Source organism: Candidatus Zixiibacteriota bacterium (assembly GCA_018820315.1).
Lineage (GTDB): Bacteria > Zixibacteria > MSB-5A5 > JAABVY01 > JAHJOQ01 > JAHJOQ01.
Map to the genome: position 1 here is coordinate 26,295 of JAHJOQ010000016.1, position 14,472 is coordinate 40,766.

General features: G+C 50.5%; 12 protein-coding genes and 1 tRNA gene. 9 read left to right on the forward strand and 4 right to left on the reverse strand.

The genetic code is table 11. From position 1 onward, the window contains the following. Positions 1-9 precede the first annotated feature (9 nt). Positions 10-975, reverse strand: a complete 966-nt coding sequence (locus KKH67_01545) for a helix-turn-helix domain-containing GNAT family N-acetyltransferase (GenBank protein ID MBU1317857.1) — start codon at positions 973-975, stop codon at positions 10-12. A gap of 198 nt (positions 976-1,173) precedes the next feature. On the opposite strand from KKH67_01545, the gene KKH67_01550 reads away from it, so the two are divergent. From KKH67_01550 to KKH67_01565, 4 genes are all read left to right on the forward strand, one after another. Continuing rightward, positions 1,174-1,851, forward strand: coding sequence for an RNA methyltransferase (locus tag KKH67_01550; GenBank protein MBU1317858.1), 678 nt, complete (start codon positions 1,174-1,176; stop codon positions 1,849-1,851). 177 nt (positions 1,852-2,028) lie between these two features. Next, entirely contained in the window at positions 2,029-3,429 is a 1,401-nt protein-coding gene (locus KKH67_01555) for a TldD/PmbA family protein (protein ID MBU1317859.1), read from the forward strand. After that, entirely contained in the window at positions 3,426-4,778 is a 1,353-nt protein-coding gene (locus KKH67_01560) for a TldD/PmbA family protein (protein MBU1317860.1), read from the forward strand. Before KKH67_01555 ends, KKH67_01560 begins: the two co-directional genes overlap by 4 nt. A gap of 127 nt (positions 4,779-4,905) precedes the next feature. Next, positions 4,906-6,654 carry a hypothetical protein gene (locus KKH67_01565; protein MBU1317861.1) on the forward strand — a complete coding sequence of 583 codons (1,749 nt, stop codon included), beginning with the start codon at positions 4,906-4,908 and terminating at the stop codon, positions 6,652-6,654. A 111-nt stretch (positions 6,655-6,765) separates the two neighbouring features. On the opposite strand, the gene KKH67_01570 is transcribed toward KKH67_01565, so the two are convergent. The 3 genes from KKH67_01570 to KKH67_01580 all read right to left on the reverse strand — a co-directional run bounded on the left by KKH67_01570 (position 6,766) and on the right by KKH67_01580 (position 10,456). Continuing rightward, entirely contained in the window at positions 6,766-8,292 is a 1,527-nt protein-coding gene (locus KKH67_01570; GenBank protein MBU1317862.1) for a redoxin family protein, read from the reverse strand. A 61-nt stretch (positions 8,293-8,353) separates the two neighbouring features. Continuing rightward, on the reverse strand, positions 8,354-10,093 hold the full coding sequence (locus KKH67_01575; protein ID MBU1317863.1) for a DUF1957 domain-containing protein: 1,740 nt from the start codon (positions 10,091-10,093) through the stop codon (positions 8,354-8,356). 42 nt (positions 10,094-10,135) lie between these two features. Further along, positions 10,136-10,456 carry a DUF3467 domain-containing protein gene (locus KKH67_01580; GenBank protein MBU1317864.1) on the reverse strand — a complete coding sequence of 107 codons (321 nt, stop codon included), beginning with the start codon at positions 10,454-10,456 and terminating at the stop codon, positions 10,136-10,138. Positions 10,457-10,563: 107 nt separating this feature from the next. On the opposite strand from KKH67_01580, the gene rfaE1 reads away from it, so the two are divergent. The 5 genes from rfaE1 to KKH67_01605 all read left to right on the forward strand — a co-directional run. Then, positions 10,564-11,577 (forward strand): D-glycero-beta-D-manno-heptose-7-phosphate kinase, encoded by a 1,014-nt coding sequence (gene rfaE1, locus KKH67_01585; protein ID MBU1317865.1) that lies wholly within the window; start codon positions 10,564-10,566, stop codon positions 11,575-11,577. Next, positions 11,574-12,038: a D-glycero-beta-D-manno-heptose 1-phosphate adenylyltransferase gene (rfaE2, locus tag KKH67_01590; GenBank protein ID MBU1317866.1), complete on the forward strand. Its 465-nt coding sequence runs from the start codon at positions 11,574-11,576 to the stop codon at positions 12,036-12,038. Before rfaE1 ends, rfaE2 begins: the two co-directional genes overlap by 4 nt. Before the next feature lie 263 nt (positions 12,039-12,301). Beyond that, complete coding sequence (locus KKH67_01595) at positions 12,302-13,438, forward strand: hypothetical protein (protein ID MBU1317867.1); 1,137 nt, start codon at positions 12,302-12,304, stop codon at positions 13,436-13,438. A gap of 379 nt (positions 13,439-13,817) precedes the next feature. Beyond that, positions 13,818-13,875: transfer RNA gene (locus tag KKH67_01600), tRNA-Met, on the forward strand. Positions 13,876-14,080: 205 nt separating this feature from the next. Then, positions 14,081-14,472 (forward strand): tetratricopeptide repeat protein (locus tag KKH67_01605; protein ID MBU1317868.1); only part of this gene is annotated, 392 nt, incomplete at its 3' end.

Genomic DNA, 14,472 nt, shown 5'->3' on the forward strand with positions numbered 1-14,472 from the left:
GTTCTTCTGCTACGTCTTCTTCGTGATTGTGAGTCGCATAGCAATAGTCTTGCGTTTGTATTTTGGCAGCGGCACACCTGGATCCTCTGTCAGCCCGAATCCGACTGATCTATACAGTGCAATCGCAGCCAGCAGCTTCGGACTTGTGAAGAGTATCAGCGACTTTGCGCCTGCATTCTTCGCTCGTGAGATGATATCGAGAACCAACTTCCTGCCCACCTGCTTTCGGCGAGCCACTTCGACGACTGCCATTTTCGACAGCTCAAAAATCGTTTTGCTGCGTTTTATCAGAGCAGCAGTACCGACAACCTCGCCGTCGAGAAGAGCAAAAATCACTGCCCCGCCATTCTTGATGATCTCTCCATTGGGATCAGAGAGAATCTTCTCATCCTGCTGTTCGATTTCGAAATGCTCTTTCAACCACTCATAGTTCAGCGACTTGAAATACCGCTTGTAATTCGGTCTATAATCCACAATAGTAACCGAATCGAACTGCCGTTTTCTGGTTCTGCTCATCACGCGATCCAACATGCTTTTCTCGTCGAGCGAGCGTTCAATCTTGTTCAACGCCTCGATAGCATCACCGCTTCTGATGCTGACAACTTCCCGGGTAGCCTCCTCTATATCACGCCAGATTGGCTGCAGAGTGCCCGCCAGCGCAACCCCTTTATCCGTGAGTACAATCAGTCGTCGCCGCTCGTCATCGGAGTCCTTTAACGATGATATCAGGCCGTGTGATGCCATTTTCTCTGCGATCTGATTCACTGCCGGATGGGTGAGGCCGATTGCCGCCGCGATAGCTGTCACTGATAAATATGATCTGTCTTTCAGGACATATAGCACGGGGAACCACCTGCCCTCAAAGTCAATCGATTGCGCCTTATAAATGAGCGAGGCATCTCTCTGAAGCCGCTCTCCGAGTCGCCGCAGGCGGCTGGCGAAGCCGAGTGGTCCGAGTTGCCCAAGAACATCCATTGACTGGCTCCTGCATTTGAAGTCCACAACAACTTACGTAAGCAACTACGTAAGTTTGTTACTAAAGTTACTCGATTCTTGATGGTTGTACACCATCATATCTACGTTTGTTTCAGTGATGCTATTAAGACTCCACGCTAAGCAAGCGATTGATTTCCGGTCGATTACAGCGTATCTTATATGTCTATGAATGAAGAGATGAAGAAAACGATTATAGAGCACCTAACCGAGTTTGTAACAGAGAGTCGGATGGCTCGAATAGACTCTGTGCTCGCGGACCGCACTCGATATGTAACGGTTGTGCTCGAAGATATCTGCAATGCTCACAATGCGAGCGCCGTGATTCGCAGTTGTGAGTGTTTCGGAGCACAGGATGTTCATATAATTGATAATGAGAACGAGTATTCTGTCAATCCGTGTGTCACCCAGGGATCGGCGGAGTGGATCGATATCATCCGCTATCACAAGCCGGGCGCAATCAACAGCGAAACTTGTTTAAAGAGATTGAAAACTTCCGGCTACAGGCTGGTGGCGACTACTCTCGATGAACATGACTGCGTTCTCGATGATCTGCCCATCGACAGACCGCTTGCGATTATGTTTGGCAACGAGGAGAATGGACTGACCGACTATGCCATGAAGCAAGCGGATATGCGCATGATCATCCCAATGTTCGGATTCACGCAGAGTTTCAATCTATCCGTGAGCGCGGCGTTGACGCTGCACAGCATAGTACCGAGACTACACGATTCTGAGATAGATTGGCATTTGTCTGAGGGCGAAATCCTGGACTTGAAGTACCGCTGGATGAAACGCATAGTCCGCCGCAGCGATCTGCTCGAACGGCGATTTCTTGAATCTCTCGAGAATAGCTGATGGGTCCCTTCGCGATGTCATTGTCTCATGAAGGCCACATGAAGGCTACATGAAGGCTACGTTTCTGTTGACTTGTCGGCTGGGAGAACTTAGATTGGGCGATCATCACAGTCTTTCCACGGAGGGAGGTTCAGTTTGAAAGATAGACTTCTCGAAACGATTGAATATCTCAAGTCGATGGGTGCGGACTATGCCGATATTCGATTTGTCAGAGTCGAAACCGAGAATATCCAGGTTAAGAATTTCACCGTAGACTCAATCACGCGCAATATCAATCAGGGTTTTGGAATCCGGGTGATTGCCGATGGTGCCTGGGGATTCGCAGCGAGTTCGACTCTCAAAGCCGCGAATTTTCGCAAAGTCGCTAACCGTGCGTTGCAGGTTGCCAAGGCCTCTGCCATGACCAAAAAGCTGGATGTCAGGTTGGCTGGTGGAGAAATCTACACCGATCACTTCGAGACGCCATTTGAGATCGATCCATTCAAGGTTAAACTTGACAAGAAGCTGAAGCTATTGCTGGCGATCAACGAAATCCTGAAGAAGGACGCCAAGATTCACACTGCCGAGAGTTCGATGGCTTTCTATAAGACGAACAAGATTTTCGCATCGACCGAGGGATCGTATATCGAGCAGGATCTCCTTGAGACCGGTGCTGGATATGTCGCGATGGCTGTCGAGGGGAGCGAGACTCAAAAGCGATCCTTTCCCACTTCATTTGGCGGGGATTTCGGAACGGCAGGATACGAACTCGTCGAGAATATGCAACTCGTCGAAAACGCAGAGAGAGTCCGCGAAGAGGCTATCGCATTACTGACCGCGCCTCCGATGCCGAAAGGTGAGGCGGACATCATCATCGGAAGTTCCCAGATGGCGCTACAGATTCACGAGTCCTGCGGTCATCCGACCGAACTTGACAGAGTGCTCGGTACGGAGATATCCCTTGCCGGTGGGTCGTTCATGACCATCGATCAGCTTAACAAGCTGAAATATGGTTCGGATATCGTGAACATCAACGCCGATGCCACCATCTCGGGAGCACTCGGGACGTTTGGCTATGATGATGAAGGCGTGAAGGCTCAACATGCTCCGATCGTGAAAGATGGCCTTTTCGTCGGCTACCTTACTTCTCGCGAGACCGCTCCGGTCGTTAATCAGCGCTCTAACGGTACTATGAGAGCAGATGGTTGGAGCGCGATTCCATTGATCCGGATGACCAATATCAACCTCGATCCCGGGAAAGTGGATCTCGATGATCTGATTGCGGACACCGAGGGGGGATACATGCTCGAGACGAATAAGAGCTGGTCCATTGATGACAAACGTCTCAATTTCCAATTCGGGCTTGAAGCTGCCTGGAAAATCGAGAACGGCAAGAAGGGGCAGTTGTACAAGAACCCGCTCTATACCGGCATGACTCCGAAATTCTGGAATTCATGCGATGCTATTTGCAACAGGGATCATTGGCACGTCTGGGGTATCCCGAATTGCGGAAAAGGTGAGCCGATGCAGACAGCTCATGTAGCGCACGGTGCTTCACCTGCAAGATTCAGAAATATTGAAGTGGGGGTGAGCAAATGATAGGACAGGACAAGATATTCACGACGTTAGAGAAGGTGATGGTTTCTACTAAGGCCGACGAGACTGAGGCTGTCTTCGTCGGTGGTACATCGGGTTTAACGCGATACGCAAATTCATTCATCCATCAGAACGTCGCAGTGGAAAATACCAAAGTGACATTCAGGGTCGCGATTGGCAACAAGATCGGTACGGCAGCATGCAATTCATTCGTGCTGACCGATTTAAAGAAGGCGCTTCGCTCTGCCTATGAGATCGCCAAGCAGCAGAAGCCTAACAACGATTTCAAGGGCTTCGCCAGGCCGGCGAGTTATGCCGAACTTGAGACATTCGATCAAAAGACCTCTAAGTTCACTCCGAAGCAGCGTGCAACCAAGCTGAAGAGAGTTTTTGCGAAGGGCGCCAGGTACAATTATGACATGGCGGGTGCGCTGTCGACCGAGGATGGCGAGATCGCAGTTCTGAATTCACATGGCGTTCGTTGTTACCAGCCGCACACGACTGCCTCGATCAATATCATAGCTACCGGTGAGGATTCATCCGGATATGCGTCGGGGCTATCGTCGAAAATCGAGGACCTTGATATTCCAGCGTTGGCAACAACGGCCGTGACTAAGTGTCGGAAGTCAAAGCACCCGAAGGACATCAAGCCGGGCGAGTATGAGGTAATCCTCGAGCCGGCAGCGCTCGGTGAGCTGTTTGAGTGGCTCAACTTTGTCGCATTTGGGTCTAAGGCTTTCGAGGAGAATACTTCGTTCCTTGCTGGCCGCATCGGCGAAAAAGTGATGGGAGAGAATGTCTCGATCACGGATGACGCATTCGATCCGGGAAATCCGGGAATCGCCTTCGATTTTGAGGGTGTGCCGAAAAAGAAGGTAGACTTAGTTCTGAAAGGCGTAGCCAAGGGAGTCGTGTACAATCTGATTTCTGCAAGCCGCGCGGGCATACAATCCACCGGTCATGGGCTGCCTGCGGAGTATGCTTCCGAAGGTTCTATGCCATCGAATATTCGTCTATCTGCGGGAGATTCAACGCTTGACGAAATGATCAGCCAGGTGGAAGATGGCCTTCTTGTGACGAGATTTCACTACATAAACGGCTTTCTCGATCCACGCGTTGCGCTGATGACCGGAATGACGCGGGATGGCCTATTCCGGATCAAGAAAGGCAAACTTCGCGGCGGTGTGAAGAACCTGCGATTCACAGACAGCATGATGGATGTTTTTTCCAATGTATTAGGCGCAAGTTCGGAGCGAAAAGCTGTGGGTTCATGGTGGGGGTCGGTAGCGTCTATGTATATGCCAACCATGAGGATAGGGAAATTCAAGTTCACAGGGAAAACCGATTTTTGAGGTGTGTCCATAACTTCTGCATCGTATCTAAGCGACTCAATCGATGAAACTTCCATCGGCTGATTTCGTAATGTAAACCGTAGTGATGGATCGACGACACTCCGCAGCTTTGTGGGAGGGATGGAATATGAGTAGTCTCAAGAGTTTGATAGTAGCGGCTCTAGCGCTCTTCGTCATCGGGTTTACACTTCTTATCTTGGCCTCCCAATTACGGGCAGAGGAATATACGGCTGTCCTATTTGATCGCATGACGATAGGGGAGTTGGAGCAGAAGTCTTTCGAAACCTCTGAACCAATCACAATTCACATCAACGCTATCGGGGCAGGACGGCGAGAATCTGATGATCTGTACGCTTACGGGTGGATTCTGAATAACAACACTCGCGAGCCGGAATGGATTATGGATTACGACAATACGACCGGTGTTCAGAGGAAGAGCAACATCAGAGAGTTTGACGGAGACGTCCGACTGGATCGTGGCTCCTTCACCGCTTTCTTCTATCCCGGAAACCCCTTCAGTGCCGGGGTGAACATCAGCCTCGAAGACTTTGGTGACGTCTTCACGATAATTGGCGACGCTTTGTCAGATCATGATGAAGTCACTGACGAATTCAAGATCGAGATCACGACTGATAGTCAAGCATTCTCGGTAATCGGAAGGCCGTCGCCGTCCGACGACAGGATGGTGCTCCAGTTGCTGGCCACTGATGATGATTACTACGAGAGCGAAGGCATGACCCTTACGAAGCAAGTTCCTCTCAGGATCTATGCCGTTGGGGAGTACTCGCGGGGTGATAAGACCATGGTCGACTATGCCTGGATAGTGGATGCTGACAGTCGAGAGAAAGTGTGGATGATGGAGCGGTGGAATACAGAGCTCGCAGGTGGTGCCAGAAAGAACAGAATGTCTGACGAAGTCGTAACTTTGCCCGCAGGCGATTATATCGTCTATTGCTCGACTGACGATTCTCACTCTCCGGCTGAATGGAATATGGCGCCTCCGTATGATCCGTATGGCTGGGGGGTCACTATTTTTGTAGAAGATCCCAATGACGCCAGCTCGGTGAAACCATACTCTGACGAGCAGTCATCAAGGGAGATCCTCTCAATCACGCGCGTGGGCAACAGCGAATATGAAGCTCGGTACTTCACACTCAAGAAGCCTGCCGAACTGCATATCTACGCAATAGGTGAATATGACAACTACGGTGATGATTTTGCGGATTATGCGTGGATCGAGAACCGCAAGAGTTTCGAAAGAGTCTGGGAGATGGGTGACCGCAACACCGAGCACGCCGGAGGAGCATCCAAGAACCGGAAATTTGTCGGGAATGTGAAATTCGCTCCAGGAGACTATGTAGTCTATTATGTCACTGATGACTCCCACGCTTACAGAGACTGGAACTCATCGCCTCCGGCAGATCAGCGTAACTACGGCATCACGATATATGGCGTAGGCTCTGGCTTTGATAAGTCGATAGTTGAAGTCACCGACCGTCCAGCGAAGGATGGCAACGCGCTGGCCAGTATAACTGCGGTCGGCAGCGATGAGGAGGAGAGCCAGTCATTCACACTTGATCGAAGGACCAAAGTCCGGATTTACGCTATCGGCGAAGGTGTGAAGAACGAAATGTATGATTACGCCTGGATAGAGGACTCCGAGACTGGAAGAATCGTGTGGGAGATGACCTATCGCAGGACGGAGCACGCAGGCGGTGCGAACAAGAATCGCATGGTCAACGATGTTATCGAACTCGATAAGGGTGCCTATGAGGTCTATTACATAACCGATGATTCGCATGCATTTGGAGACTGGAATTCGTCAAAGCCTGACGATCAAACGCACTGGGGTGTGACGATTACGATAGTCAATTAGACTGAGAGCAGTATGTCCCTGAGGGCTTGTCAATTGAACGCCTAAAGCGGACAGGTTAACTGTCCGCCTCTTATTTTTCTGTACAAATAGCAAATTCTGCCAGAATCGATGCTACTTTGTTAGATCATTCAGTAGCCACGATAATATCTCGTCCATATCAGGACGATATCCGCTGTGCTCATATCTGATGTTGCCATCCCTGCCGACTGCGAACAGTGTCGGTATGCCCTTCACGCCGAAATCGGATGCAGTTTCCGCAGATCCGAAGAGATTATTGAAACTGTATCCGTATTTTGAGAGAAATGGTCGCACCAGCGAAGTATCTGCTTGCCATACATTGACCGCGTAGTATTTCATGTCGTTGTGACGAGCATCGTGAAAAGTTTGCAGCAGCGGCATCGTCAGTCTGCATGGTCCACACCAGGTCGCCCAGAAATCGAGTACTACGACATTTCCCCTGAGCTCTGACAAATTCACCGAGTTTCCGTGCAGGTCTGTAAGAGTGAAATCGGGCGCCGGTCGATTGATCATCTCTTCTGCCAGCGTCTTCCGGCGCTCTTCACGATCTTTCTTACGCTCCGCTTCAGTTGCGTTTCTGATGCTGTCCTGAGTTGCCTCAATTGAAGTTCTCATTTCGGCAAAACCGTCGAACGCGCGCAGCTGATCAAGTTGAGGATCATGAAGGACGAGCCGGTAATCGTCGAAGCCCTTGCTCATGGCTTCCTGAAGAACTGAGTAAGCCAGATCGGGCTGCTTCATTTTGCAGAAAGTGACCATCAGTTTATGGAAAGCAGTGTTGGGGTTACTGGCCAGGTCAGTCATCCGTGTCAGATGTGGAATGGCATCCTGGAATCTGTCCTGATCCAGATAAAGTTCCGCGTACTCATTTTCGAGGCTGTAATCGTCCGGATATTTCTCGGCAAACGCAATCAAGCAACTCTCGGCATCCTCGAATCTGCCCATCTTCTTCAGAAGCGATATTTTGGGAGATAGGGATCGCATATTATCTGGTTCTGTCTGGGTAAGCAGATTATAGAACGTCAGCGCCTTGTCGTACTGCCCTCGCGCTTCGACGATGCTCCCGATCTGTCTGAATGGTGCAGGCTGAGAGTTGTCGATTGCGATGGCTTTTCGTAACGATTCAATTGATTCGGTGGTATCGCTGAAAGGCTCGTCTATGACAGTCACACCGAGAGCATACCAACCCCAGTAGTAGTTTGAGTCCAGATCGGTGGCTCTGCGGAAAAGTCTCAATTGCTCTTCTCTGCCAGAGATGATTCGCCCGTAAAGGTACGAGAGCATAGCCGAATTCGAGTCTGCCTCGTATCTGGACTTGTATAATTTAGTCAATTCGTCAGACTTGTCGAACCCGAAGTAGTTATCTTGTATGTAACGCATCAGGCTTGTTGAATTGGGGTCTTTCGCTGCGTACGAATCTATTATAGCCGCAACCTGCGCGAAGTCGTAATCCTCACCATGTTCGGCCATGTATGCGTTTACTGCGCTGTCGCACTCTGCTATCAGCTTGTTCTCCACGAACAGACTTGCGGTGATTTTGTCGTCATTGTCAGATGTGCTGCATGAGACAATCAGCAACGCTGCCAATGCAGATAGCATGATCAGATACAGACTTTTCACAATCTACTCCTTAGTTGTCGATTTAATGCGGCTAACGAGCCTGCGGTGACAGCCGAATCGGTCAGGCTGGATATTCCACCCTGGCGAACCATTCCAAGCGTATATCGGGGAAGAGGCTGTCTTGCTCCTTGATGTCTCCAAGGTATGTCCAGTCAGATTCGTCAAGTGCCTCGCCTGATCCATATCTGTCAGCCATATCCGCCAGCTTCACAAAAGCGTCGTGATGTTCCGCGAGGCGCATCTCTGCGTAGTCGCGTGCGGCCCATGTCGAAATGAGAAACTGCCAATCGGAAGCAGCTTCAAGCATGAGTTCTCTCGCGGTCTGCTTCAGGATGTCCAGCAGCCTGTCATCCGGTGAGTCAGCATACATGCGGGCAAGCTCCGACATCCTGGCTTCATCTTCATAAATATGCTTCCACGTCCAGGCGGTCCATTCATTCAGCCAGATATAATGATAGCCACCTTCACCCCATGAACCTTCAGGAATCGAGATAACATCCTTCGGTGTATTCTGATCCAGATAGGCTGAGCAGGTAGTAAGTTCAATATCCGCAGACTTGGTTATGTTTCGCATTACCTCTTTCAAGAAGACTACTCCTTCAGACCACCAGTGACCGAACAGCTCTGCGTCAAAAGGAGCACACAGAATACCCCTGCTGCCGGTCTTCTTGTGATGCTCTCGCAGTACGTCGCCGATCATGCCCGCGAAATGGGCTGCATTTTCGGGGATCCTTGCCAGGGCTGCATCAGAATCATATTCGAGTTTATCGGCGAGATCACTCTTCGGGGAGGTCACTTTCCAGTATCTGTGACCACCGGGAAAATGCTTCTTATGGAAGTCTAAGTAATTACCGTCTCCCGGATAGCCATGTTCGCCCGACCACACCTGTAGTCCCGTTTCGGGGTCGCGAGTGAAGATTGTCACCGGTTTCTTGTTTTCGATAGCGGAAGATACCAGATACAACTCCTGAGGATAGCGGTTCGTAACTTCTCCACGTGGCTCATACGATTTCTCGAACTGCCCCCACAATTTCTGGAGCGCTTCGAATCGGTCTATGTAGACGCCGATCGCCTTGCCACCCTTCAGGAGAGCACTATCGATAATAAAGTAGTCAATTCCGTTTTCGGAGAGGAACTCCTCGACGCCCTTTCTGTCGTATGCCTTTTGGCCGATATCAGATTCGACTGGCGGCGACCATTTGTAGCGCGGTCTGTAGGCGCATTCCGGCAGCCAGATTCCGCGCGGCTGTCGGCCAAAGGCATTCTTGTATGATTGCACAGCCTGCTTTACCTGTGCCTGAACGGTTGTGTCATGCGAGAGCAGCGGTAAATAACCATGCGTCGCAGCACAAGTCATGATTTCGATATGCCCTGCATCCTGCAGACGTCTGAATTCGCTGATGATGTCGAAACTATAGCGCTCCTCGAAATGTATCTTAGTGTCGGTAAAAAACTTCTGCCAGCGCTCCGCAAGTTCCGCCATCGACTTCCGGCCATGCTTCCAGAATGTCTCTTTATCAACAACGGCTGCCTTAATCTTGGTCTCGAGGTAATCGTCAAACTCATCTTTGAATCCCTGATGCATGAGCTGCTCGCAGAGTACCGGGGAGATGCCGATGGTTATGTGCGGACTGATGCCCTCACTCACCAGGTCATTGAGCATATCCAGAATCGGTAGATATGTTTCCGAAGCAGCTTCCACAAGCCAGTCGGTTCCGTGTGGCCAGCGTCCGTGAGAGAGTACGTAGGGAAGATGCGAATGCAATACGAATGTGAATGCGCCAATTCCTTTAGCAGCCATCACGAATCCTTTCTATAGAAGAAATATCATCTAGAGTGAAACTTAGTCCTGCTCGGAGTTTTCCTCGCGACCGACTCCGAAGCCGATCACTTTATCATCTTGGCTCTTGATACTGACAGCCCCAAACTTGCTCTCAAAGCCTTTCATTGCCATTTCGAGCGTTTTGAGTAATCCTTTAGCGGTGGCCGGATTAACTATAATTCGCGCATGAATCTTCGCCTTGGTCATACCGGGCGAGAATCGCGCGAAATCTATGATGAATTCATTCGGGGTGAAGTTTATGATCGGAACATTTGAATAGACTTCATCAGGGATAGAATCCCCAAGCTGTACCTGTATTTTCTGCATCGGCTGCTTTTGCATCGAAAATTCCTCCTTGTACTTTCGGGCCAATTTGGATATAATGGCTCGCGATGTCAAGTGAAAAGGCCGATTGCGGCGCAATGGGTGCTTTTAATGGGAGATAGTCCTTGAGAAATCACAACCTGCCCAACTTTGAGCGAATCGAAAAGATCATTGACGGCTGGCAGGAGAAGCAAGTTGTCGTGTTGGGCGACATTATGCTCGATCATTATCTTTGGGGCGTGGTCGACCGTATTTCTCCCGAAGCTCCGGTGCCGGTTGTTAACGTTCAGCGTGAATCGCATCTGCTCGGCGGGGCGGCCAATGTCGCTCTCAATCTGAAGAAGCTCGGATGCAATCCGCTGGTAATCGGTGTAATCGGTGACGATGCCGCCGGCAGTGAACTCAGGAAGATTCTATCCATAACTGGGATCGATGGCAACGGTATCGAGACCGATCAATATCGCCCCACAACGATAAAGACACGTGTAATCGCGAACCATCAGCAGGTTGTACGTGCCGATCGGGAAGATGCGACTGAAATCGATGATGACCTCCAGCGGAGGTTTCTCGGCAAGCTGAAAGACCGGATTGCCTCGATATCGGGGCTGATAATCTCTGACTATGGCAAAGGCATGATTACGAAAGCGCTGCTCGAACAGGTGATTTCGCTCTGCCGCGAGAATGATGTCTTCATAGCTGTCGACCCGAAAGATGTTCATTTCAAGTCATACCGGAAAGTCTCCGTCATTACTCCGAACCATCACGAGGCTGGATTCGCGTTTGGCATGAAGATTCGCGATGAGGCTACTCTTAACGAAGTGGGGGCGGGACTCCTGATTCAGCTCGAATTGGATTCGATACTGATTACTCGGGGGGCTGACGGCATGGCGCTGTTCCTGAACGATGGTTCGAAATATCTCCTTCCGACCGTTGCGCAGAAGGTATTCGATGTTACAGGCGCGGGTGATACGGTCATAGCGACATATTCCTCGGCGTTATCCGGGGGCGCCACGCCATTCGAAGCTGCCTATATCTCCAATCAGGCGGCGGGGATCGTAGTCGGCGAGATCGGCACCGCGCAGGTCGAGGCTGAACAGCTCAAAGAGACCATAGCGGCTCATATCGAGGGGCAGGAATGACAAAGCGAGTCCTCAGCCTGACCGAGATGGTCGCGCTCCGGAAAAAGCTGCGAAGACAGGGCAAGAAAGTCGTCTTCACGAATGGTGTTTTTGATATTCTGCATGTCGGACACCTGAGTCTGCTGGAAAAATCGAAAGATTTGGGCGACATTCTAATCGTTGGACTGAACTCTGACGCATCGACTCGTCGCCTGAAGGGGAATTCGAGACCGCTCGTGCCATTCAAAGATCGTGCACGACTGCTGGCGAGCATCCGCCCGGTCGATTATGTCGTCGGATTCAGCCAGGACACACCGCTTCAGCTAATCAAGAAACTCCTTCCCGACATCCTCGTCAAAGGCGCTGATTACAAGATATCAGAGATCGTAGGCGCAAAAGAAGTGACCGACGCAGGCGGCAAAGTTGTCCGAGTGCGTCTGCTGGCAGGCCGCTCGACGAGCAAACTCGTCGAATTGCTGTAGATCCGGTAGGTCAAAACCCCTGTGGTTTTGACTCTTAATCGTAGGTCAGTGATCCGAAGTCACGCGGAGCGTGACGGAGCGATCCTGACTACTTCCACGGCGCGCAAAGGGAATAGTCAGGATCGCAGGGATCCTGACCTACAGAACTTTTTATGTTGTGCCTAGAGTCTAGAACAGCCATATTTGTAACAAACAAAATCTCTCAAGAACCTAATGAGGTGATGAAGAAATCAATCTGATCCTTTAATCTACAGGATGAAGCGATGAAGAAATATTCTCTGATTGTTGTTCTTGGGCTGATGATGACATCTTCAAGCCTGTTGGGGCAAATATCCTCAGCGCGTGGATCATGGTCACCTCTTGGCACAGGAGTGGATCGTGAGGTGTTTGCAATGACCGTCTATAAAGATAAGCTTATAGTAGGTGGCAATTTCAAGACTGTCGGAGGAGTTGCTGCAAATGGTATTGCCGCGTGGGATGGGAAGACGTGGTCGTCGCTGGGTTCTGAGTTTACGCGTCCTTCAGCCATGGTTGTGTATGATGATCGGCTGATCGTGCCTGGAGTTTTCTATACTGAGGGTGAACTAGCGCATTACAAATTACAAGCGTGGGATGGGAATGAATGGACCACGATGGACATTGGTGCACGGGGGCTGAAATTCGCCCACGTCAATTATCTTGCCGCAGGCGGGGATAGACTAGTCATGTTCGCAGAGATCAAGAACATGGGGGTCTCGGGCGATAAGCTTGTAATGTGGGATGGACATTCTCTGAGCTATTCTAGCGTGGACGGGGATTTTGATGCTCTCGCTGTTTATGGAGACCGGGTGATTGTTGCGCGTGAGAGCGGCTTGAGCAAACATCAGAACAAGGATATGGCGTATCTATCTGCTTGGGACGGGAGGGATTTTTCACCTATTGGTTCGGAGCTGGATGGTAGAGTTTTAAGCATGGTCGTCTTTGATGATCAGCTTATAGTTTCTGGTTATTTCACGACAGCCGGAGGAGTTGCTGCAAATGGCATCGCCGCTTGGGATGGGAAGACGTGGTCGTCGCTGGGTTCTGAGTTCTCAGGCAGGGTGGACTGCATGGCTGTTCACGACGATCGCCTATTTGCGGGGGGGTATTGCACGACCGACGGAAACATAGGGTGCCACATTTCTGTCTGGGACGGGAATCGCTGGTCGCGATTGGATTCTGGTCTTGACGAAAGGAAATACTGGGCAAAGTACAAATCGCACTGCACGTCAATGTTCACCGTGGATAGTGGTAACCCTGATTTTGTCCAGCCCGGTTCCGTTACAGCCCTCACAGTGTACAAGGGGCGGCTCATAGTAGGGGGCTGGTTCACCAGCGCCGGAGGCGTACCATGCAACAGAATTGCTGTCTGGCAAGACTGAAGACACTCAATCGAGAAATCCTCCATCTCTGTGACGTGTGCTACGGCAGTGTACGTCGTTAGAATGTGATATTACGTACCCTCGGCAATACATCACGTGTGACATCGTAAGTGTGATGGGTCCTGTACGTCTTCAGACAAAGTGGAAATGGTGAACTGCGAGTTAAGCAACAGTTCTTGCTCTGGCAATTGCTTTTTTGGTATTCATGTTCTCTCTATTCCACCGCTACCAGTAAGTTGACTAAGCCACGTTGACATACGCCTCTTTCTAACATCTTTCTAACAAAACGAGCAAAAACAACAGAAAATAAGGGAAAACACCTGACACTGTGTTCCCCATAAGTAATTGCTATTACTATAGGTTAGTGCCTGGTGTTTCCTACTGATTGGACAAAGTATAAGGCTCATAACCCGAAGGTCGCAGGTTCAAATCCTGCCCCGTTATTGAATTCGCGCCTCTGAGGACGAAGTCCCTCGGATGTGTCCTCTTTTGAGAAACCCACGCAAAGGGTGGGCCAATCAGCCATTGTCGGCCGCCCGTACGAATCGGTGGAACATGTTCCGCCCTAATTCTTCCCCAAGAAGTTTACTGTTGACACGGGCATAGCGTGGGGTTATCGTGAAGCTGAGGTGGAAGGCACGGATGCCCAGAATTAGGATTTCCAGACCGGCCGAGACAGACCTTACTACGGTTTTGACCGAAGGGCTGCCGGATACATTCGCCCAACTCGCAGACGTTCATAGGCTTGAAGGTCGATTTGACGATGCCGAAACAGTCTGCCGGGAAGGGCTGAAACGGTTTCCGGATTACGGCTCCGGCCACATGGTTCTGGCTCTGGTCTATCAGGACCGGGGAGAGATAGAGAAAGCGCTGATGGGATTTCACTCCGTGCTCAAATGCGAGCCGGGGAACTTATTGGCGCTTAAGTCGATTGCAGATATTCACTGGGAGGCGGAAGCCTATTCACTTGCGCGGTCGTATTACAGACAGGTACTTCAGCGCGACAGATATTGTGTAGAGGCTGCCGAGCGGGC

Bases quoted from the DNA above. Each gene is read 5' to 3' on its own strand.
- KKH67_01555 (MBU1317859.1), top strand. From the start codon at position 2,029: ATGGGTGCGGACTATGCCGATATTCGATTTGTCAGAGTCGAAACCGAG.
- KKH67_01575 (MBU1317863.1), bottom strand. From the start codon at position 10,093: ATGGCTGCTAAAGGAATTGGCGCATTCACATTCGTATTGCATTCGCAT.
- KKH67_01565 (MBU1317861.1), top strand. From the start codon at position 4,906: ATGAGTAGTCTCAAGAGTTTGATAGTAGCGGCTCTAGCGCTCTTCGTC.
- KKH67_01550 (MBU1317858.1), top strand. From the start codon at position 1,174: ATGAAGAAAACGATTATAGAGCACCTAACCGAGTTTGTAACAGAGAGT.
- KKH67_01545 (MBU1317857.1), bottom strand. From the start codon at position 975: ATGGATGTTCTTGGGCAACTCGGACCACTCGGCTTCGCCAGCCGCCTG.
- rfaE2 (MBU1317866.1), top strand. From the start codon at position 11,574: ATGACAAAGCGAGTCCTCAGCCTGACCGAGATGGTCGCGCTCCGGAAA.
- KKH67_01595 (MBU1317867.1), top strand. From the start codon at position 12,302: ATGAAGAAATATTCTCTGATTGTTGTTCTTGGGCTGATGATGACATCT.
- KKH67_01580 (MBU1317864.1), bottom strand. From the start codon at position 10,456: ATGCAAAAGCAGCCGATGCAGAAAATACAGGTACAGCTTGGGGATTCT.
- KKH67_01560 (MBU1317860.1), top strand. From the start codon at position 3,426: ATGATAGGACAGGACAAGATATTCACGACGTTAGAGAAGGTGATGGTT.